At 62.9% G+C, this 19,939-nt stretch carries 21 protein-coding genes; 15 read left to right on the top strand and 6 right to left on the bottom strand.

The features are described from left to right. Nucleotides 1-29: 29 nt before the first annotated feature. The 5 genes from FKV68_RS13355 to FKV68_RS13335 all read left to right on the top strand — a co-directional run bounded on the left by FKV68_RS13355 (nucleotide 30) and on the right by FKV68_RS13335 (nucleotide 5,453). Nucleotides 30-1,151, top strand: a complete 1,122-nt coding sequence (locus FKV68_RS13355; protein WP_180938294.1) for a multicopper oxidase domain-containing protein — start codon at nucleotides 30-32, stop codon at nucleotides 1,149-1,151. Then, the gene (locus FKV68_RS13350) at nucleotides 1,148-2,356 is read left to right on the top strand and encodes a ZIP family metal transporter (RefSeq protein WP_245181902.1); all 1,209 of its coding nucleotides are present in this window, start codon (nucleotides 1,148-1,150) and stop codon (nucleotides 2,354-2,356) included. Before FKV68_RS13355 ends, FKV68_RS13350 begins: the two co-directional genes overlap by 4 nt. 145 nt (nucleotides 2,357-2,501) lie before the next feature. After that, nucleotides 2,502-3,149, top strand: coding sequence for a TetR/AcrR family transcriptional regulator (locus tag FKV68_RS13345; RefSeq protein ID WP_180938293.1), 648 nt, complete (start codon nucleotides 2,502-2,504; stop codon nucleotides 3,147-3,149). A gap of 110 nt (nucleotides 3,150-3,259) precedes the next feature. Continuing rightward, on the top strand, nucleotides 3,260-4,279 hold the full coding sequence (gene ilvC / locus FKV68_RS13340; protein WP_173509929.1) for a ketol-acid reductoisomerase: 1,020 nt from the start codon (nucleotides 3,260-3,262) through the stop codon (nucleotides 4,277-4,279). Nucleotides 4,280-4,676: 397 nt separating this feature from the next. After that, nucleotides 4,677-5,453 (top strand): sulfite exporter TauE/SafE family protein, encoded by a 777-nt coding sequence (locus FKV68_RS13335; RefSeq protein ID WP_180941502.1) that lies wholly within the window; start codon nucleotides 4,677-4,679, stop codon nucleotides 5,451-5,453. A 159-nt stretch (nucleotides 5,454-5,612) separates the two neighbouring features. Here the strand turns inward: FKV68_RS13335 and FKV68_RS13330 are convergent, their stop codons facing one another. The 3 genes from FKV68_RS13330 to FKV68_RS13320 all read right to left on the bottom strand — a co-directional run bounded on the left by FKV68_RS13330 (nucleotide 5,613) and on the right by FKV68_RS13320 (nucleotide 8,185). Further along, on the bottom strand, nucleotides 5,613-5,867 hold the full coding sequence (locus FKV68_RS13330) for a hypothetical protein (protein WP_180938292.1): 255 nt from the start codon (nucleotides 5,865-5,867) through the stop codon (nucleotides 5,613-5,615). Nucleotides 5,868-6,050: 183 nt separating this feature from the next. Further along, entirely contained in the window at nucleotides 6,051-7,022 is a 972-nt protein-coding gene (locus tag FKV68_RS13325; protein ID WP_180938291.1) for an aldo/keto reductase, read from the bottom strand. A 131-nt stretch (nucleotides 7,023-7,153) separates the two neighbouring features. Then, nucleotides 7,154-8,185 carry a hydroxyacid dehydrogenase gene (locus FKV68_RS13320; protein ID WP_180938290.1) on the bottom strand — a complete coding sequence of 344 codons (1,032 nt, stop codon included), beginning with the start codon at nucleotides 8,183-8,185 and terminating at the stop codon, nucleotides 7,154-7,156. A 156-nt stretch (nucleotides 8,186-8,341) separates the two neighbouring features. Here FKV68_RS13320 and FKV68_RS13315 point away from each other — a divergent pair, with 156 nt between their 5' ends. The 10 genes from FKV68_RS13315 (at nucleotide 8,342) to FKV68_RS13270 (ending at nucleotide 16,792) form a co-directional block, all read left to right on the top strand. After that, a complete protein-coding gene (locus FKV68_RS13315) occupies nucleotides 8,342-9,403 on the top strand; it encodes a LacI family DNA-binding transcriptional regulator (protein ID WP_180938289.1) in 1,062 nt (353 codons plus the stop codon). Between the two features lie 77 nt (nucleotides 9,404-9,480). Further along, complete coding sequence (locus tag FKV68_RS13310) at nucleotides 9,481-10,464, top strand: sugar ABC transporter substrate-binding protein (RefSeq protein WP_180938288.1); 984 nt, start codon at nucleotides 9,481-9,483, stop codon at nucleotides 10,462-10,464. A 63-nt stretch (nucleotides 10,465-10,527) separates the two neighbouring features. Continuing rightward, nucleotides 10,528-11,520 (top strand): ABC transporter permease, encoded by a 993-nt coding sequence (locus FKV68_RS13305; protein WP_180938287.1) that lies wholly within the window; start codon nucleotides 10,528-10,530, stop codon nucleotides 11,518-11,520. After that, a complete protein-coding gene (locus FKV68_RS13300) occupies nucleotides 11,517-12,293 on the top strand; it encodes an ATP-binding cassette domain-containing protein (protein ID WP_180938286.1) in 777 nt (258 codons plus the stop codon). Before FKV68_RS13305 ends, FKV68_RS13300 begins: the two co-directional genes overlap by 4 nt. 4 nt (nucleotides 12,294-12,297) lie before the next feature. Continuing rightward, on the top strand, nucleotides 12,298-13,152 hold the full coding sequence (locus FKV68_RS13295) for a sugar phosphate isomerase/epimerase family protein (RefSeq protein WP_180938285.1): 855 nt from the start codon (nucleotides 12,298-12,300) through the stop codon (nucleotides 13,150-13,152). Between the two features lie 218 nt (nucleotides 13,153-13,370). Then, nucleotides 13,371-13,616 carry a DUF982 domain-containing protein gene (locus tag FKV68_RS13290; RefSeq protein ID WP_245181901.1) on the top strand — a complete coding sequence of 82 codons (246 nt, stop codon included), beginning with the start codon at nucleotides 13,371-13,373 and terminating at the stop codon, nucleotides 13,614-13,616. A 132-nt stretch (nucleotides 13,617-13,748) separates the two neighbouring features. Further along, nucleotides 13,749-14,411: a CBS domain-containing protein gene (locus FKV68_RS13285; protein WP_180938283.1), complete on the top strand. Its 663-nt coding sequence runs from the start codon at nucleotides 13,749-13,751 to the stop codon at nucleotides 14,409-14,411. A gap of 337 nt (nucleotides 14,412-14,748) precedes the next feature. Continuing rightward, nucleotides 14,749-15,696, top strand: a complete 948-nt coding sequence (locus FKV68_RS13280) for an ABC transporter substrate-binding protein (protein ID WP_180938282.1) — start codon at nucleotides 14,749-14,751, stop codon at nucleotides 15,694-15,696. 47 nt (nucleotides 15,697-15,743) lie between these two features. Further along, nucleotides 15,744-16,394, top strand: a complete 651-nt coding sequence (locus FKV68_RS13275) for a L,D-transpeptidase (protein WP_425347640.1) — start codon at nucleotides 15,744-15,746, stop codon at nucleotides 16,392-16,394. 77 nt (nucleotides 16,395-16,471) lie between these two features. Further along, a complete protein-coding gene (locus FKV68_RS13270) occupies nucleotides 16,472-16,792 on the top strand; it encodes a hypothetical protein (RefSeq protein WP_425347639.1) in 321 nt (106 codons plus the stop codon). Nucleotides 16,793-16,837: 45 nt separating this feature from the next. On the opposite strand, the gene FKV68_RS13265 is transcribed toward FKV68_RS13270, so the two are convergent. The 3 genes from FKV68_RS13265 to FKV68_RS13255 form a co-directional block, all read right to left on the bottom strand. Beyond that, nucleotides 16,838-17,599 carry a bestrophin-like domain gene (locus FKV68_RS13265; RefSeq protein ID WP_180938280.1) on the bottom strand — a complete coding sequence of 254 codons (762 nt, stop codon included), beginning with the start codon at nucleotides 17,597-17,599 and terminating at the stop codon, nucleotides 16,838-16,840. 473 nt (nucleotides 17,600-18,072) lie between these two features. Next, the gene (locus FKV68_RS13260) at nucleotides 18,073-18,687 is read right to left on the bottom strand and encodes a class I SAM-dependent methyltransferase (protein WP_180938279.1); all 615 of its coding nucleotides are present in this window, start codon (nucleotides 18,685-18,687) and stop codon (nucleotides 18,073-18,075) included. Nucleotides 18,688-18,787: 100 nt separating this feature from the next. Further along, complete coding sequence (locus FKV68_RS13255; protein WP_209647373.1) at nucleotides 18,788-19,780, bottom strand: threo-3-hydroxy-L-aspartate ammonia-lyase; 993 nt, start codon at nucleotides 19,778-19,780, stop codon at nucleotides 18,788-18,790. Nucleotides 19,781-19,939: the final 159 nt, after the last annotated feature.

Here is a 19,939-nt window from a genome sequence, read left to right as displayed (position 1 = left end):
TTTGATCGTACTAACGATGGAGTGCCCGCATGACCAAATGGGGGCCGTTTGAAATCACCAGACGTGGACTGCTCTGGGGCGGCGTTTCGGCTGCCGGTGGGAGCGTGATCTGTGCGAGTGGATCGTCGCTCGCTCAATCAGACTATTCGGCCGGCCATTCAGCGCATACGGCCGCTTCGCCCTTGCTGGGCCATGGTTCGGCCCACGGAGCGATGATCACCGTCGGTGACGTCGATGAAGCGCGCAATGGTTTCGAGACCGCGAAGCTGCTGACGGAGTGGGATACGGGTACCGTTTCCCGGCTGCCCGACGGCCGGAACCTTCGTACATTCGAAGTGGAGGCGATCGACAGGGAAATCGAAATTGCGCCCGGGATCATGTTCCCGGCGTGGACCTATAACGGGCGCGTGCCCGGCCCCTCGCTCCGGGCGACCGAGGGTGACCGGCTACGGATCGTCTTCAGGAACCTGGGTTCGCACCCTCATTCAATGCATTTCCATGGCATTCACGCGGCGCGCATGGACGGCGTTCCCGGCGCGGGCCTGATCGATCCCGGCGACGAGTTCGTGTACGAATTCGACGCGCGGCCGTTCGGCTGCCATCTCTACCACTGCCATGCGCTTCCGCTGAAGCGGCACATCCAGAAGGGCATGTACGGCCTTTTCGTCATCGACCCCGATCCCGCCAGGCATCCAGAGCTCACCGACATTGCCCGTTCCCGCCTTCTCGGCACGCCGGAAAACGCCGAGTGGCAGGAATTCGCCATGGTGATGAACGGCTTCGACACCAATTTCGACAACGAGAACGAAGTCTACGCGGTGAACACGGTCGCGCATGCCTACATGAAGCGGCCGATCCGGATCGTGCGGGACAGGCCGGTTCGCATTTATCTTGCCAACATCGTCGAATTCGACCCGATCAACTCGTTCCACCTGCACGGCAATTTCTTCGATTATTTCGACCAGGGAACGACCCTGGCACCGACCCTCAAGACAGTGGACCTGATCACCCAGTGCCAGGCCCAGCGCGGCATCATCGAATTTTCGTTCAAGGACCACGAGCCCGGCCTCTACATGTTCCATCCGCACCAATCGGAGTTCACCGAACTCGGCTGGTCGGGCATGTTTGATGTCGTGGAGGCGATCGCATGAACGAGGTCTCCCGCATAACGGCAGCCGACCAGACCGCCGGCCCGGCGCGCAAATCCCGTGCGGCGCTGCTGTGGCTCATTTTGCCCATGGCCGCACTTGGCCTGGCGATCGTCTGGCTTGTGGTTACCAATCCGTTGCAGCGCTTCGGCAATGGCGCCCCACCTGTCGAAACCCTGACCTTCGAGCGGACGATCCTGTCGGATGACGGTATCCGCGTCCTCGTCCGCGCCGGCGGTTCGGAGCCGATGACGATCGCCCAGGTCCAGGTCGACGACGCCTATTGGCAGTTCACGCAGGATCCGCCCGGGCCGATCAGCCGTGGGTCGACGGCCTGGATTCATTTGCCGTTCCCGTGGGTGCTGGGGGAGGCGCACGCGATCAACATCGTCACCAACACTGGGGCGACGTTCGAGCATGAAATCGCAGTCGCCGTGCCGACGCCGGCGCACAACGCCACGAGCCTTCTGTCGCAAGCGCTGCTCGGCGTCTTTGTCGGGTTCGTACCCGTGACGATCGGAATGATGTTCTATCCCGCCCTCCGTGGCGTCGGCCGTGACGGCATGGATTTCCTGCTCGCACTGACCGTCGGGCTGCTGGCGTTCCTTCTCGTCGATGCCACGGCAGAAGCGTTCGAGCTGGCGGGCGAGGCGGCGGCCATCTTCCAGGGGCAGGCGATGGTCTGGCTTGCGGCGGCCGCCAGCTTCCTTTTGCTGATGGCAGTCGGCAGACGTCAGGGCGCGCCGAGCGGGGTGGCGCTTGCAACCTTCATCGCGCTCGGCATCGGCCTCCATAATCTCGGCGAAGGGTTGGCAATCGGTGCGGCCTTCGCGGCAGGAGCGGCGGGTTTGGGCTCGTTCCTGGTGCTGGGGTTCATGGCGCACAACATCACCGAAGGCATCGGAATTTCGGCGCCGCTGCTGAAGAAGCGGCCGGCGCTCTGGATCTTTGCGGCGCTGGCCTTGCTCGCCGGAGGACCCGCCGTCGTCGGTCTCTGGATCGGCAGCCTTGCCTACGCGCCACAATGGTCGGCCCTGGCTCTGGCAGTCGGAGCGGGAGCCATACTGCAGGTCATAGTCGAGGTCGCCGCCTATCTGATGCGGTCCGACGGACGTGGGACAACGGCGCTCCTCGCGCCGGCCACGATCGCAGGGCTGACGACGGGCGTCGCCTTCATGTACGGGACGGCGATGCTCGTGAAGGTCTGACCTCGTCGAGACGCATGGCCGGCCACCGGTTGCTGGCACTTTCCCCGCCGCATTCATTTCCTCACAAAATCGCCTTGACGCTCCCGCGCCATCGCACTAAAAACATGCGAACCGTACCGTACGGTACTGACGGAGCGATGGCGAAGTGCAGGGTGTCTTGGAGAGCAGGGGGGCAAGTGCCGGAAGCGGTCTGACCGAGCGTCAGGGCGCCGTGCTCGAACAGGCGCTGAGACTGCTCGTTGACGGCGGCGAGAAGGCGCTGACGACGGCGGGCATCGCGCGGGCCGCCAATTGCTCCAAGGAAAGCCTCTATAAATGGTTCGGCGATCGTGACGGGCTGATTTCGGCGATGATCGGCTACCAGGCGAGCAAGGTCAGGACACTCGACGTTTCCGCCGGGGCGCTCGATGCGGAGGGCCTCCGCCGGCATCTCGTCGCCTTTGCCAGGGACCTTCTCGACGTGCTCGCCGGAGATGTGTCGCTGGCGCTGAACCGGCTGGCGATCGGCCAGGCGAGCCGCGAGGGGTCGAAGCTCGGGCACATGCTGCAGGAGCGCGGTCGTCGCCAGATCGGCCGGCGCGCCGCCGCGTTGCTCGAAGCCGGCCGGAAGGCGGGGCTTCTCGCCTTCGACGATGCCGAGGAGACCTATGGTGCGCTCTACGGTCTCGTCGTTTCCGACTGGCATTTGCGGATGCTGCTCGGCGAGGAGCCGAGCGAGATGAAGAAGGGTTTCAGCCGCAGGGCGGAGCGGGCGGTCGACGCCTTTCTTACGCTCCACGGCAAGAAAGGGTAGCGGCGGGTCTCAAACGGACGCATAAGCCTTTGCGAAGATCAAGGGGATCTTCCGGGGTGCGTTTGGGCCAGCCAGTGGAACAACAGACCAGCAAATGGAAGGAAAATTCGATGCGCGTCTATTACGATCGTGATGCCGATCTCAACCTGATCAAGTCCAAGAAGGTCGCCATCGTCGGCTATGGCAGCCAGGGTCGCGCCCATGCGCTGAACCTCAAGGACTCGGGCGCCAAGGAAATCCGCATCGCGCTGAAGCCGGGCTCGGCAACCGCTGCCAAGGTCGAGGCCGACGGTCTTTCGGTTCTCTCGGTCGCGGAAGCCGCCAAGTGGGCCGACCTGATCATGATGGCGACGCCGGACGAGCTGCAGGCCGACATCTACAAGGGCGAGATCGCCGACAACATCCGCGACGGTGCGGCGATCGCCTTCGCGCACGGCCTCAACGTCCATTTCGGCCTGATCGAGCCGAAGGCCTCGGTCGACGTCGTCATGATCGCGCCGAAAGGCCCGGGCCACACGGTTCGCGGCGAATATCAGAAGGGCGGCGGCGTTCCCTGCCTCGTTGCCGTTCACCAGAACGCTTCCGGCAACGCGCTTGATCTCGCGCTCTCCTACGCCTGCGGCGTCGGCGGCGGCCGCTCGGGCATCATCGAAACCAACTTCAAGGAAGAGTGCGAAACCGACCTCTTCGGCGAACAGGTGGTTCTCTGCGGCGGTCTGGTCGAACTCATCCGTGCCGGTTTCGAAACGCTGGTCGAAGCTGGTTATGCTCCGGAAATGGCCTATTTCGAGTGCCTGCACGAAGTGAAGCTGATCGTCGACCTGATCTATGAAGGCGGCATCGCCAACATGAACTACTCGATCTCCAACACCGCCGAGTGGGGCGAATACGTCACCGGCCCGCGCATCATCACCGAAGAAACCAAGGCCGAGATGAAGCGGGTTCTCAAGGACATCCAGACCGGCAAGTTCACCTCGGAATGGATGCAGGAGTACCGCTCGGGTGCCGCCCGCTTCAAGGGCATCCGCCGTGTCAATGACGCTCACCAGATCGAGGAAGTCGGCGCGAAGCTGCGCGGCATGATGCCCTGGATCGGCAAGAACAAGCTGGTCGACAAGGCAAAGAACTAAGAGGACGCGCATAACCCCGAAAATCGCATCGATTTTCGGGGTTATGCGCCATTTGCAAGCGTGCCGCGTCCCTTGTGCATCCTGGATGCGTGGCGCGGCATGCCCCTACCTCCCAAGAGGCAAAAGGAAGCCGGGGTGTTTTGCCCCGGCTTTCTTCTTTGGCGGCCAGTTCGTACTCGATTTCAATGGCTTAAGCGGAGTACGAGTGGAAAACCGCTCACGCCTTCCTTCCGCGCCAAGCGCTGAAATTGGCCACATCCCGGGAACAAGCCCGGCGCATGGTCCGTTTTCTGCTTGCCAAGAGCATTCCGACTGCAACTTGGTCGAGCCATAGGGCCTCCGTGTGTGCGTTGCATACGCCAGGCTGCTGCGACGCAACTTATGGGCGGAGCCTCTGATAGAAGACTTCCTGCTGTTTGCGGTAGTCGGGTTTCTGGCCCAATTGGTCGATGGTGCTCTTGGGATGGCCTATGGGGTGATCTCTTCGACGGTGCTCCTCGCCTTTGGGGTGCCGCCGGCGCAAGCGTCAGCTTCAGCGCATGCCGCGGAATTGTTCACCACCGCCGCTTCGGGGTCGGCTCATCTTTATCATCGCAACATCGACTGGAAGCTGTTTCGGCGACTGATCCCGTTTGGTGTTGGCGGGGGTATGCTCGGTGCTTTTGTCCTTACCTCGTTTGAGGGAGATCAGGTCAAGCCATTCGTCACAGCCTATCTCGCTGTCGTTGGGAGCTGGCTGTTGTTGCGGTCGTTTCGTCGTATTCCCACCAATCCCGTGAAGCTGAGAGTTGTAGCGCCGCTCGGCGCAATCGCCGGATTTCTGGATGCGGCGGGCGGTGGCGGCTGGGGGCCTGTCGCCACCACCGGTCTGCTTGGCGCCGGTGGACAGCCGCGATACGTGATCGGAACGGTCAATGCGACCGAATTCCTGATCGCACTTTCAGTGTCGCTGAGCTTCCTCGCCACGATTGTAACCGGCCATTGGGAACAAGCCGGTGAATCCCACCATTACTTCACGTCTGTTGGCGGCCTGATCATCGGGGGTGTTTTTGCGGCGCCTCTTGCAGGATGGGTCGTCAAGGCGTTGCAAGAGAAGACGCTCCTGCGGCTCGTCGGATCCCTGATCACGCTTTTGGCCGGCTACCAGACGCTCGAGCTAATCGGATGGCTCTAGATCATTTCATTGTTTCATTGAAACAGTGAAATGATCTAACTCTTTGAGACCACGCAATTCCGGACGGAAAACCGTTACACACTTTTCGTGGAACTGCTCTCAATGTGCGAGGGAGCGCCGCCTCCGCAGAGGGTCGCGCGCCCTTGCGCTTGCCGGCCGCTACATCGGCTCGTTACCCTTCATCGCGTTGGACATGTGCGTCTTGCACTTGTCCATCTCCTTGGCGTTCATCGCCTTTTTAGCCATGGCGAGTTCCTTGTTGGCGTAGTCCTTCTTCATCGCATCGGTGATCTGGCTGACGTCGGTCTCGAGCTTCGTCATCCCCGCCTGATCGCACTTGATATCGGCCTGTGCAAAGACGGGCGACGCAACAACCGTGAGCATCGCAGCCGCAACCAACACTCTGTTCAACATGGTGGAACCTCCAATGTTCTTCTCTGCACTTCGCGTGCAATACGTGGAGTTCCAACCATCATGCGCCGCTTCCGTTCCCTCGGGACGGGCTTGTCGTGAGCGTAGGCGCGGGCCGCGAGCGTCCGTGGGGCGCCGGCGGCCTTGGGAAGGCGGTTCGAGCGTTGCGAAACGTCGATCGAAGGTTCAATCGCGATAGAAATTGCGCGGCCATTTGTGCGCGCGCAGTCTCTCCTGCTGCTCGGCCGGAAGGCCGCGTCCGTCGCCGATAGCGCAATTGCGCTCGACATTGCGCACCGAGCGCATGCCGGGGATGACGGTGGAAACGGCCGGGTGGCTGAGCACGAAGCGCAGCGCCATCTCGGCGAGCGCGTCGGGGGCGATCGCCAGGTCATCGACGATCTTGCGCGCGCGCCGCTCGACCTCGGCCTTGCGGTCACCGCGGAAATAATTGGCCCTGAAGTCTCCCTCCGGAAAGAAGGTGTCGGCGCGGATCTGGCCGGTGAGGCCGCCCTCGTCCAGGGCCACCCGCACGATCACGCCGACATTGTGGCGCTCGCAGGCCGGAAACAGCTTTTCCTCGGGCGTCTGTTCGAAGACGTTGTAGATCACCTGCACGCTGTCGACGACGCCGCTTTCGATGAGGGCGAGGGCGTTTTCCGGCTCGTAGTCGTTGATCGAGACCCCGAAGAAGCGGATCTTGCCATCCCGCTTCAGGCGCTCGACCGCCGAGAGCCAGTCGCCACGGCCGACCCATTCGTCCGACCAGACGTGAAACTGCTGCACGTCGATGGTGTCGACGCCGAGATTCCTGAGGCTCGTTTCAGTGCAGGCGATGACGTGGTCCGCGGGGAACCCATCCTCGACCGGCGTGCCGGGGCGGGCCGGCCACACCCGGTTCCTCGGCGGGATCTTGGTTGCGACGTGGATCGTCTCCGAGCGTTCCTTGAGCAGTTTGCCGACCAGCCTTTCGCTGTGGCCTTCGCCATAGCCGAGCGCCGTGTCGATGAAGGTGAGTCCGAGGTCGATCGCCCGGTTAAGCGCGCGGCCCGACTCCTCGTCGTCGGCGCCCCGCCAGCCGCTGTTGCCGATGCCCCAGGCACCATAACCGATTTCGGAAACGCTGAGGCCGGTACGGCCGAGTGTTCTGTAGTGCATCGCTTTTCTCTCAGATGGGATTGAAAGGGGCAGGAGCGATCGGTTTTGCAGGTCGCCTTCTACCTAGGTTTCGGCTACGCGAAGTCAAACAAGACAGCGGCTCGCAATCGAGGGCTGTTCATGGGGCCGGGCTAGTTCCTGTCCACCGGCTTCGAGCGCATGCGCGAGACGGTTTCACGTTCGGCGCGCTTGCAGCGCAGCGGCGGCAGGCCGCGGTCCATCAGGTCCATGTCCTCGAGCACCATGTCCCCCATGCGCTTGAAGGCGACATCGAGGGCGCCGGCGCGGTGGGCCGAGCGCAGGAAGCCCGGTAGCGTGCGGACGGGATGATCGAGGCTGAGCGGCTCCTCCGGAAAGACATCGCTGGCCGCAATGATGTGCTTCGTGCCTACAGCATCCATCAATGCCTCGAAATCCACGACGCCGGCCCGGCTGAGCAGGATGAACGCGGCGCCTTCGCGCATCTTCGCGAAGGCGTCGGCGCCGAGGAACCCCTGGTTCTCGCTGGTGACCGAAGCGACGACGAAGACGTAGTCGCTCTCGGAGAGTACCTCGTCCAACGAGGCCGGCTCCACCCCGTGTTCTATCAGCATCGATGGCGGCAGCCACGGATCGAAGACCCGTGTGCGGGTACGGAAACCCGACAGCAGGCGGTTCAGCGCCTTGCCGAGGTCGCCGAAGCCGATGATGCCGACATCTGCGCCGGATATGAGCCGCGCCGTGCGGTTGCCGTCGCCGCCCCACAATTCCTCGCCTTCGCGAAACGCGAGATCCGCATCGACGATCCCGCGCGCGAGATTGATCGCCATGGCAAGGCCAAGCTCGGCCACGGGCTCGGCAAAGACCGCGCCGGTCGTCACCACGTGGATGCCGCGCTCGAACAACGTCTCGTAGGGCATGTTGTTGATCAGGTTGGTCTCGACGTTGAAGACGCAGCGCAGCGACTGCATCCGGTCAAGCAATTCGCCCGAAATCGGCGGTTGGCCGATGATGTAGCGGGCCGCGGCGAGAACGTCGGCCGGCAGCGCGGCAATGTCCCGGTCGGTCGTCTCGACGATCCGGTAGCCGGCATGAAGCCGGGCAAGCGAAGGCGGGGTGAAAATGAGGTCGAGCGTACGCGGTTCCGGCGCGCTGATCACCAGCGGCAGCGAATTGTCGGACATGGCTTCTTCCTCCCGGTCGGCTCCTTCCGATGCATTCGGTACATGTACCGCTGACGCACAGGTTGTACGCCGAATGAAACGATTTACAATACGGAAAAATCGATTTATCGCTTGTTGTGCGACACTCGGCAGACTGCTTGCTCTCGGGAGGAGAGGATGGTTCATCGGGAAGCGCATGCGCGGCGGCCGTCGATCCACGACGTGGCGAATAGCGCCGGCGTCTCTGCCGCGACGGTGTCGAAAGTCCTGCAAGGTGTCTCGACGGTAAAGCCCGAGAACGTTCAGCGCGTGTTCGACGCGGTGGAACTGCTCGGCTATCGCGTCGATCCGCTCGCCTCGGACCTGAGGCGCGCCAAGCGCCGCATCATCGGCGCGATCGTTCCGGAATTCGAAAGCGAGTTCTTCGGCTCCGTGATCACGCAACTGGAGCGGCTGGCCGAACAGCGCGGCTATGCGCTCGTCGCGGCGTCGAGCCGGGAGTCGGAAACGCGCGAAAAGGAAATCCTCGCCCGCATGCACGACTGGCGCGTCTCCGGCGTCGTGCTGGCGCCGGTGCGCAACGAGCACGGACCGGCGGCAGGGTTCATGAAGAAGAACGGCATGACCGGGGTGCTGATCGACCGGGTGCTTGCGGACGACTCGTTCGACACTGTTTCGGCCGACAGTGTTTCGGCGAGCGCCGAGGTGGCCAGCGAGCTCGTCGAGAGAGGCCACCGCCATATCCTGGTGCTGGGGCTTGGCGAGCAGGCGGCAACGGTGCGCGCCCGGCTGGACAGCTTTCGCGAGCGCGCGCAGCAACTCGCCGCCGATACCCGCGTCGACGTGATCCTTTCCGAAAGCGACGTCGAGCCGCTGCGGTCTTCGCTGCGAGATTATTTCGCCAAGGGCGAGCGGCCGACCGCCGTCTATTCCCTGTTCCTGAGGGGTACGCTGGTCGCGCTCAGCGAATTCCGCCGGCGCGGCTGGCATTGCCCGAACGACATTTCCCTCGTCGGCTTCGACGATGCCGAGTGGATGCAGGTGACGTGGCCGGCGATCGCGGCGGTCGTGCAGCCGGTCCGGCAGATCGCCATCGAGGCGATGGACGTGCTGTTTCGCCGGATCGAAGGGGAAGGGGGGCCGCCGATGGCGCGGCTCGAACCATGCAAGGTCTTGATGCGGGAATCCGTTGGGTCGCCAGGTAGCGGACCGCATTCCGGGGGAGGAAAACGGCAATGACCCCGATTGTCGAAGACGGAAGGCAAGCACCGTATCTGGCTGGAACTCACGGTGCGTGACATCAACTGGAGGAAACGATGCAACCATTTGTCGCAAAGATAAATCGATTTACTTTGGCGTTGGGCGTTGCAATGGCCTTCGCCGCGCCTGCTATCGCCGAAGACGGCGAATACGGCGTCCTGATGAAAACGCTCGCCAATCCGTTCTGGGGCGCCATGAGCCAGGGGGTCGAGGACGGCGCCAAGGAAGCCGGCGTGAAATATTTCCTGCAAGCCGCCGAGAGCGACCAGGCAGCCGAGCCGCAGCTCAATCTCTGCAACACGATGCTGGAACGCAAGCCGGTGGCGATGATCACCGCCGCCATCAACTCGACCAACCTCCTGCCGTGCCTCAAGGCGGCGCAGGACGCCGGTATCAAGGTCGTCGATCTCGACGGCAACCTCGATCAGGCGGTGCTCGACAAGGAAGGCATCAAGATCACCTTCCGCATCGGCTCGGACAATGTCGCGGCAGGCGCGCAGGGTGCCGATTATCTCGTCGAGAAGCTCGGCAAGGATGCCAAGGGGCCGGTGCTGGTGATCGAGGGCCTGTCGGGCAACGTGACCGGGCAGAGGCGCGCGCAAGGCTTTGCTGCACGGCTGAAGGAACAGGCGCCAGGCCTCGAGGTTGTGGCCTCGCTTCCCGGTGACTGGGACCGCGGCAAGGCGGCTTCGATCACCAACGATATCCTGACCCGCAACCCGGACCTCGTCGGCATCTTCGCCGCCAATGACGGCATGGCGCTCGGCGCAGTCGAGGCGGTCTATGCCGCCGGCAAGGGCGACCAGGTGACGATCATCGGCGTCGACGGCAACTCCGATGCGGTGAAGTCGATCAAGGACGGCAGGCTCAACGCCTCGGTCGCCCAGCTTCCCTATCTCGTCGGAAAACAGGCGGTCGAGAACGTCAAGAAGGCGATCGCCGGCGAAAGCGTCACGGCGGACATCGCCGTGCCAACGCTGGTACTGACCAAGGACGTGCTCGATGCCGGCAAGGAGCCGATGCTTCAATACGTCAAGTGAGCTTTGCCGAACCCGGCTGGCGCGCCATACTGCGCCAGCTGCCTCTTGTAGTGGGTGGGAACGATGACACATGAAACGGCGCAGCCCGGGCTTTGGGCGCGGGCGCAGCGAACATCGGTCGAGCAACTGCACATACGGCTGGAATCCTTCATCGTCCTGATCGTGCTCAGCGCCGTCATGGCCGTGCTGTCGCCGTTCTTCCTGTCGCTCAGCAATTTTCTGAACATCCTGCTGGCCACCTCGACGATCGGCGTGCTGGCGATCGCCGCGACCTATGTCATCGGGTCCGGCGGGCTGGACCTGTCGCTCGGCTCGGTGATGGGGCTTTCCGGCGTGGCGGGCGCCTATGTCGCCGTCAATCTCGGTGCGCCTTCGCCCGTGGGGCTTGCCACCTGCATTCTTGCCGGGGCGGCCGCCGGTTATGTCAACGGCCAGCTGATCACGCGCGCCTTCGTCCCGGCCTTCATCGTCACGCTCGGCATGCTGGGCCTTGCGCGCGGGCTTGCGCTGGTGATTTCCGACGGGCGGGTGATCTATGGCCTGCCGGCCGTGATGGTCTATGTCGGCCAGGGGCGACCGCTTGGCATTCCCATGCCGGTGATCATCTTCGTCGTCACCGCGATCGTCGCCCATTGCGTGCTCGCCTATTCGAAATTCGGCCGACACACGATGGCGCTCGGGGATTCCGAAAGTGCTGCGCGCGCCGCCGGCATCCGCGTCGAGCGCCATAGGCGTATCCTCTACACGCTTTCCGGCGCGCTCGCAGGGCTTGCCGGCATGCTGTTCATGGCGCGCATCAACTCCGGCGATCCGACGGCGGGGCTCAATTACGAACTGACGGCGATCACCGCGGCGATCATCGGCGGCACCAATCTCTTCGGCGGCCGCGGCTCCATACTCGGCACCATGATCGGCGCGCTGATCATGGGCGTGCTGCAGAACGGGCTCAACCTGCTCGCGGTGCAATCCTATTACCAGCAGATGGCGATCGGCGCGGTGCTGATCCTCGCGGTCTTCATCGACCAGTATCAGGTGCGCAGGGAGAGCCGCGTATGACCCTTCTCACGCTTTCCGGCATCCGCAAGAGCTTTGGCGCTGTCGACGTGCTGCATGGCGTTGATCTCTCCGTCGAGAAGGGCGAGGTCGTCGGCCTCGTCGGCGACAACGGCGCCGGCAAGTCGACGTTGATGAAGACGATCACCGGCATCTACCGGGCCGACGCCGGCTCGATCGAGTTCGACGGCAGGGACGTACTGCCGCTCGACCCCGGCGCACGGCGCGAACTCGGTATCGAGATGATCTATCAGGACCTGTCGCTGGCGAAACAGCAGGACGTGGCGAGTAACATCTTCCTCGGCCGCGAGCCGACGCGGAAGCTGTTCGGGCTGTTTCCGGGCTTCATCGACAAGGCCCGGATGGACCGCGAGGCGGCAAGCATGATCGCGCGGCTCGGCGCCCACCTGCCGTCGATAAACCGCTCGGTCGGCTCCTTTTCAGGCGGCCAGCAGCAGACCGTGGCGATCGCCCGGGCGCTCACCTTCAATCCGAAGCTCGTCATCATGGACGAGCCGACAGCGGCCCTTGCCGTGCGCGAGGTGCAAAGCGTGCTCGATCTCATCCGCCGGCTGAAATCGGAAGGCATTGCCGTGATCCTGATCTCTCATCGCCTGAACGACGTGCTTGCGGTCACCGACCGCATCGTCGTCCTGCGTCACGGGCGGGCCGACGCAAATCTTGCCACCGCCGGAACCAACATGAGCGAGGTCGTCAGCCGCATCGTCGGCGGCGGCGACCTTTCGGCTGCGGCCATGCACGAACAACGGGGCTGACTTCATGAATACCTTCGGACTGCACACTTTCGCGATCGCGCCTGTCTGGGATCTCTCGCGCATCGAGCCGCAAATGGATCGCCTCAAGGAGCTCGGCGTCGGGCTCCTGGAAATTCCGCTGCTGAGGCCGAGGGAAATCGACACCCGGCGGACGCGGTCCTTTGCCGGCCATTATGGCGTCGAGCTGATACCGTCGCTCGGGCTGCCCCGGGCGCTCGACATCGGCGCGCACCCACAAGACGGGCTCGATTTCCTGGAGCCGGCCTTCCGGGTCTGCGAGGAGGTCGGCAGCTTCGGGCTCGCCGGCGTCACCTATGGCTCGATCGGCAAGACCACCGGCCGCGCCGCGACGACCAGGGAGATCGACGGCATGTGCCGGTTCCTCGAGCGGGCGGCGAAGGCGGCAAGGTCGCACGGCGTGAAGCTCGGCATCGAGCCCTGCAACCGCTACGAGACCCATCTCATCAACCGCGGCATCGACGCCGCGCGGATCATCGAACGGATCGGTGCCGACAATATCTTCATCCATCTCGACACCTATCACATGCATATCGAGGAGGAGAGCTTTGGCGCCGGGTTCGAGGCAGCGGCGCCCTATCTCGGATATGTGCATGTCTCCGAGGCCAACCGCGGGGTGCCGGGGCGCGGCATGCTGAACTGGCAGGCCTGCATGAAGGCGATCGCCGACATCGGCTACGAGGGCCCGATCACGCTCGAGAGCATGAACCATGTCGACCAGGACATCGCCGGCGGGCTGGCAATCTGGCGACCGGTCGCCGAAGACCCGCGCGACGTCATCGAGGTCGGCTTGCCGTTCCTGCGCGAGACGGCCCGGGCGGCGGGCCTGCAACTGGGCTGATGGCCCGGGCAGATTGAAGCCCAACCCCTGCGGCGCACCGCCGCCGCTTGCGCCCGTGTGCTCGCGCCGCATCTCCCAACCGTGAGTGGCCGACGGTCGCGAGGATGGTCGGGTTCCAAAGATTTTCAGCACTCCCTGTCCCGGGCACGACTTCAAAAACGCGGCTGCTACGTTACTTACAACGGTGTCCAGTTGCGCTGCCCAACGGGAGACGAATGATGAGTGCCGGTCCCTGGAACGAATGTGTCGTCGTGAGGTCTGGCGAAGGCGGTTTGGCATTTGTGTCGACCACAAGCGAGGCTCTCGCCCTGCTGCAGGAGGCTTGGCCGCAGCGGAGGGGGCCTGCCTATCACACTGCTGTTGCCGCATGCGAGGAGGTGTTGAGCGGCCATCTCCCGGCTTACGTCGCCCGGATCACTTTTCTTGATGCATCGAGGGAGGCGGGTATTGCCGTTGCGCCGTAGGAAGCCGATTTCGCGCTTAGGCCCTTCGGAAAGATTTGAAAATGTTCGGCATTTCCTGCATCTTTCCTCCTCTCAGACAAATCCGTCAGGCAGAAAGTGCTTTCGTTTCTCCCGCAACAGGTGGAGGCCAAAATGCGCGCCGATGAAATCATGACAACAAACGTGGCGACGATCAGTACGGCAAGCAGCGTACGTCACGCGATCGAAACCATGGTGACGAAAGGGCTGAGCGGTCTGCCTGTCATCGACGACGATGGTGCGGTCGCTGGCATGCTGACGGAAGGCGACCTTTTGCGCCGTGTCGAACTCGGCAAGGGCGGGGGCACTGGCGCGGCCGAAAGCGCCCTCGTCGACCTCGACCGCTACATCCGCAGCAACAGCTGGCGCATCACCGATCTGATGTCGACCGAGGTCGTCACCGTCGGACGCGACGCGCCGATCGGCGCCGTTGCCGAACTGATGTTCGAGCACAAGATAAAGCGCGTGCCGGTCGTGGACAATGGCACGCTGGTAGGCATCATCAGCCGCGTCGACCTTTTGCGTGCGATCGTCGACGTTCCCGGTGAGGGCGCGGTCAGGGGAGACGAGGCGCTTGCCGTCGCGATCCGCGCGCGCCTTCGCTCCGACCTCGGCCTGGATCTGCGCAACATCACGGTCACCGTGGAAGCTTGCCGCGCCGTGCTTGAAGGCAAGTTGAAGAGCGAGCTGGAGCGTCGCGCGATCAAGGTGCTGATGGAGAATATCAACGGCGTTGAAAGTTATGTCGACAGGCTGGTCGTGGAACAGGAGATTTAGCGGCCCACGTTCTTGGTCCTCTATTGTTCGAGCTCATGATCCTCGCTGCGGCGATCGTTGTGCTCCTCAAGGGCCAACGGGAGCGAGGAATCCCAAAACTCAGCAACGATAAGTTGACGGATGGGAAGAAGCTGGTGCATCCTGCCGACCGTCAAGATATGCCTGTATAGTACTCCGGGTCGCCTCGACCCGCAGTCAGATCAAGTGCGTGCATACGCGTAGGTCGCGTCCGACATAGCGCGACGTTCCAAGTTTCGACTCGACTCATAGCATTCATTCACAAGACATCAGCCGCAGCATTCGGGGAATCTGTTCGGAGGGCACTGTGAAGAGAAGCATGAAATTCCGCGTGGCCGCCTTCGCAGCCGCGCTCGCCGCAACTGTTGCTCTGCCGGCTGAGGCGGCCGACCTGGTGATCGCCATGCCCAATTGGCCGTCCGGACAGGCAACGGCCAATATTCTCAAATTGAGCATCGCCAAGAAGTTCGGGCTCGAGGCCGACGTGCGCGAACTCGGCACGATCAGCGCCTTTGTCGGGCTCGAAAAGGGCGAGGTCGACATCCAGCCCGAAGTGTGGCGGCCGAATTTCGAGGATCTCATCAAGAAATACGTGACGGACAAGGGTGCCGTCGTCCTGAGCGGGCGCGCCGTTCCGGCGTGGCAGGGCCTTTGCGCCACGCCCGAGGCAGCCGCTGCCGGCCTCAAGACGATCGCCGACCTCAGCGATCCGGCGAAGACCGCAGTGCTCGACACCGACGGGGATGGACGCGGCGAAGTGTGGATCGGCGCGCCGACCTGGCTTTCGACGGGGATAGAGCGCGTACGGGCGAACAGCTACGGCTATGCCGCAAACCTGACGCTCGTCGAAACCGAGGAGGAGGTGGCGATGGCGGCGGTCGATGCGGCGGTCGCGACCGCCCGGCCGATGGTGTTCTATTGCTATGCGCCGCACCACGTCTTCGAGTTGCACAAGCTCACACGTATCGAGGAGCCGGCACATGACCCGGCGAAATGGAAGATCGTGCCGGCGGACGATCCGCTGTGGGTCACCAAGTCGAGCGCGGCCACCGGCTGGGATACGGCGCATTTCCACATCGCCTATGCGGCGGCCTTCGGCAAGAAGCATCCCGATATCGCGAAGTTCCTGGAGGAGGTGGATTTCTCGCCGGACGAGGTGACGGCGATGAGCTACGCGCTGGAGGTGGAACGCCAGACGCCCCCCGACTACGCCAAGAAATGGGTCGACGGCAACGCAGCACGCATAGACGGGTGGGCAAAGCAATGACGGTGATCCGGGACAGCCTCGAGGGCGACGTAAAACGTGGCGGGACGATGCGGAAAATCGGCTTGATCGTGCTTGCCGCCGGCCTGTGCCTCGGGCCGCTGGCGGCGCTCGCCGCGACGCAGATCTACGACGCCCGCACGAAGAAATGGGTCGACTACGACAAGCGGAAGGCGCGGCAGTATTTCGCGCGCAACAAGCAGGTGCCGGAGGCCTTTCGCCGCCAGGTCGTGACGTTCCGCACCGCCGAGCCGCCCGGCACGATCATCATCGATGGCAACCAGCATTTCCTCTATCTCGTCCAGCCCGGCGGCCAGGCGATCCGCTATGGCATCGGCGTCGGACGCGAGGGCTTCGGCTGGGCAGGCATCGTTCGCGTCGGCCGTACGGCTGAGTGGCCGACCTGGACGCCGCCCGCCGAGATGGTGGCGCGTGACCCGAACGCGGCAAAATGGGCGGCCGGCATGCCGGGCGGGCCGGACAATCCGCTGGGGGCGAGGGCGCTCTACCTCTACGAAGGCGAGAACGACACGATCTACCGCATTCATGGCACGGTGGAGCCCTGGACGATCGGTCTCGACGTTTCCTCCGGCTGCATCCGGATGAACAACGACGACATCGTCGATCTGCATTCCCGCGTCAAAATTGGCGCCAAGGTCATCGTGCTGATGCAGGGGGCGGCGCTCTACAAGGGCGTCTGAACAGGGCGTCTGAACAGGGCGTGTGAGCAAGGGCGTGTAAACAAGGGCCAGCGAAGGCGACATCTGGAGGTGAGGATTTGTCGACGACCAAGTTGAACGCATATTCGATCGCGCGCTGCGCATTTGTTGTCGTCGGCCTCTCGCTTCTCGGCGGATGCCAGTCATCGACGCCTGAGCCCCAGAACATGGCCCGCACAAGCCTGCAGACCGCTCCAGCGGACCTGCAGCTCATCTGCGCCAATGCCGTCGTTGCGCAAGCCAGCGGCGCCAGGGTTCTGCCGATGAGTTCGCGCCAGCTCGATGCAACGACATTTGCCGTCGATGTCGATGCCGGCGGGCGCAAGTTCAACTGCGTCGTCGACAGCAGCGGCAGCGTCAAATCGGTGCAGCCGGCCTGAGATCAATCCCGAGAAAGGCGTAACGGGCTTCCGCCCGCCGCGTCATCATGTTCCGCTTTTCATTTCCGCCAGCGCCCTGTGTAGTGGCGCATCGGAAATCTGGATGGCTCCGCTGAAGGGGATGTCCATGTCGAGGACGAGATAGACGGAAGCGGCGATCAACAGAGCCGACACGAGGAACATCGTGGCGACCACGGTGTTCATCGGCGCCCGATAACCGAAGCTCGCGAAAATCAGCGTCAGCCATGCACCCAGCATCCCGATGAGCGGCATGGGGATTGCGCCCTCCGACTGTTCGACAATCGTCCAGCGCTGTTCGACGATGCGATTGTATTGCTGCCGCGCGCCCGCAAACATGGACTCATGAAAACTGTCGGACGGTGTGATCGCGGCAAGGCTTTCCCCGAGCATATCCAGGCGAAATCGGGCCGTATCCCTTTCGTTTCGGAGCGTGTCGTCCGCGCGTGCGGGACTTGCGATCGCCTCTTCGACGTAGCGAATGAGATGCTGCCTGGCGTCGTTTGCGCCCAGACCGTACGTCCTCAGCGTCCTATCGAGCAGGATAAGATTGGTCGCATAGGAATGAACATTGGCGTCGATGTTTTCAAACGTGTTTTTCGCGGAATTGATCATGAGACCGAAGACCAGCGAGGTCATGACCACGAAAATATTCGCAACGAGTCGCACGACGGTGTTTGTATCGTCGTCCCGGTGCCGCAGCGGAAGTTTCGGGTGGAAGTGCATGGTGGCAAACGACGCAATGCACAAACTCACGAAGACGGCGGACGAAATAATCAACGCGGTCATGTTTGTACCCTTGCGCGCTCGCTGACCGACAGCTTTGCACGCTATGTCCTCAATATTGCAAGCGTGGAATCCGCGGGCTCAGCGGGAAAATATCTTTGACACGCAGTCTCGGCAGGGAAGCCGCGTGCCTTTCCGTGCGCTAGTTCTGGCTAAATCGGTCCATCCTTGCCGCGAACAGTGCATTGTGCGTTGCAGTATTTTATTGTGCGACGCAGTATATACTTTGCTAAACAATAAATGCTTCAAGTATTATTCGGAATTTCTTCTTCCTGTGGAGCCCGATTTGTGTTCTGATGTGTTTGTTGGCGGGAGGAAGCGTAATGACGACGATTCTGCAGCACTTCGCTCTCTTCGATTTCTTCATCCTGGTTGCGATCTGCTTCCTGCTGATCTGCAGCTACTGGGACGAGGGGGAGGCCTGAGAGCGATATCCAGGCTGAAAGCCTTGCTGGCCGGACATGGTCCGGCCGTATTCACTGTTGTTCTGATGAAATCGGTTTTGCGGCCGACACGTGCAGCCAGCGGGTCGGCTCTCCGTCGTAGCCGCCCCCATCCGCTTCCAGGATATCCACGTTCGCCCAACCGTTCCTCTTGAACAGCGGCATCAGCCAGTCCCGCGAAGGATAGTTGTAGTAGCGTCCGAAACGATCGTGGCCTTCGCCGTTTCCAGCCTTGAAACTGGCATGAAGAATCCCGCCGCCTCTCAGTGCGCGCAGGATGCGGGCAAGCACGCCAGCAAGCTCGGCACGCGGCACGTGAAGAAGGCACGCTTCGGCCCAGACCGCGTCGAAAACGTCGCGCCATGCGATCTCGTCAAACCGGACGACGTCGACCTGCCGCCCGAGAAGACGCTCTGCCTCGGCCGCAAGCTCCGGTGAGCCGTCGGTTGGCGCCACATCGTATCCCTTGGCAAGCATATAGGCGCTGTCCTGTCCGCCGCCGCAGCCGAGTTCGAGAATCCGGGCACCGGGCGTGAGCCTTGCGAGGAAGTGTTCAAGGCGCGCCGCCGGCGCCTTGCGCTCCCGATTTGCATAGGCTGCCGCATTGTCGCGGTAGAAGGCATTCGTCTCGTCGCGGAGCGGCGGCATCTCGTTTCCTTGTCGCTATTGGGCATCTGATAAGACGGGCAGTGATGCCGGACAAGCGGCTCACGCGGCCTTGAACCGATGCGCGATCTCTCGAAAGAGCTTAGCGCGCGCTCAACAGTGCATTGAACGTCTTGAGATCGACGTTTCCGCCGCTGAGGAGAATGCCTGCTCTCGCACCGGGGCAGGGCAGCACACCCTGCAATATGGCTGCTGCGGCGAGGCAACCGGTCGGCTCCACGATGATCTTCATGCGTTCGGCGAAGAACCGCATGGTCTCGACCAGTTGCGGATCGGTAACGGTTACGATCTCGTCGACCGTAGGTTTCAGGATGGCGAAGTTGCGCTCGCCGATGTGGGTGACGATCGCGCCGTCGGCGATGGATTTCGGCGCCGGGATACGCACGATCTCGCCCTTCTTGAGCGACTGCTGGCCGTCGTTGCCCGCCTCCGGCTCGACGCCGATGATCCTGCAGGCGGGTGAGAGCGCGCGGGCGCTGAGCGCGCTGCCGGCGAGCAGGCCGCCTCCGCCGAGCGGTACGACGAGCAGATCGAGCTCTCCGACCTCCTCGATCAGCTCCAGTGCGGCGGTACCCTGTCCCGCAATCACATCCGGATGATCAAAGGGCGGGACCAAGACTGCACCACGCTCGGCGGCGAGGCGCCGGCTGATTTCCTCACGATCCTCCGTATACCGGTCATAGAAATGGATCTCGGCTCCATAGGCCTTCGTCGCGGCGATCTTTATCTCCGGCGCGTCCGTCGGCATGACGATCGTTGCCGGAACGCCTTGCAGCTTCGCCGCATAGGCCAGCGCCTGGGCGTGGTTGCCGGAGGAGAAAGCCACGACGCCGTTTCGTCGGGAAGATTCGTCGAGTGCGGCAATGGCGTTGTACGCGCCGCGAAACTTGAAGGCGCCGGCGCGTTGCAGGTTCTCCGCCTTGAAGAAGAGAGACGCCGCAGCCATTCCGTCGGCTGTCCGCGATGTCAGAACGGGGGTGCGGTGCGCGGCGCCGGAAATGCGCTGTCGCGCCGCTTGCACATCCTCGAATGTCGGAATCCTGAGCGAAGCGGACGCTGACGACGTGTCGTTCACGAAAACCTCCCCGAAAGCGGATCACTACGGATTGAAGGACCTTGCACGAGTTCGGAAATTTAGCATAGCCCGCGACATCTCCGAGCGCTATGCGATGTGCCAATGTCTCACGTTACGTCACGCAAGTAACCATGCGGCAGTAACCTGTTTTGTAAGCCT

The sequence above is a fragment of the Sinorhizobium mexicanum genome, assembly GCF_013488225.1.
Classification (GTDB): Bacteria; Pseudomonadota; Alphaproteobacteria; order Rhizobiales; family Rhizobiaceae; genus Sinorhizobium; species Sinorhizobium mexicanum.
This window is presented reverse-complemented; position numbering and strand designations above follow the sequence as displayed.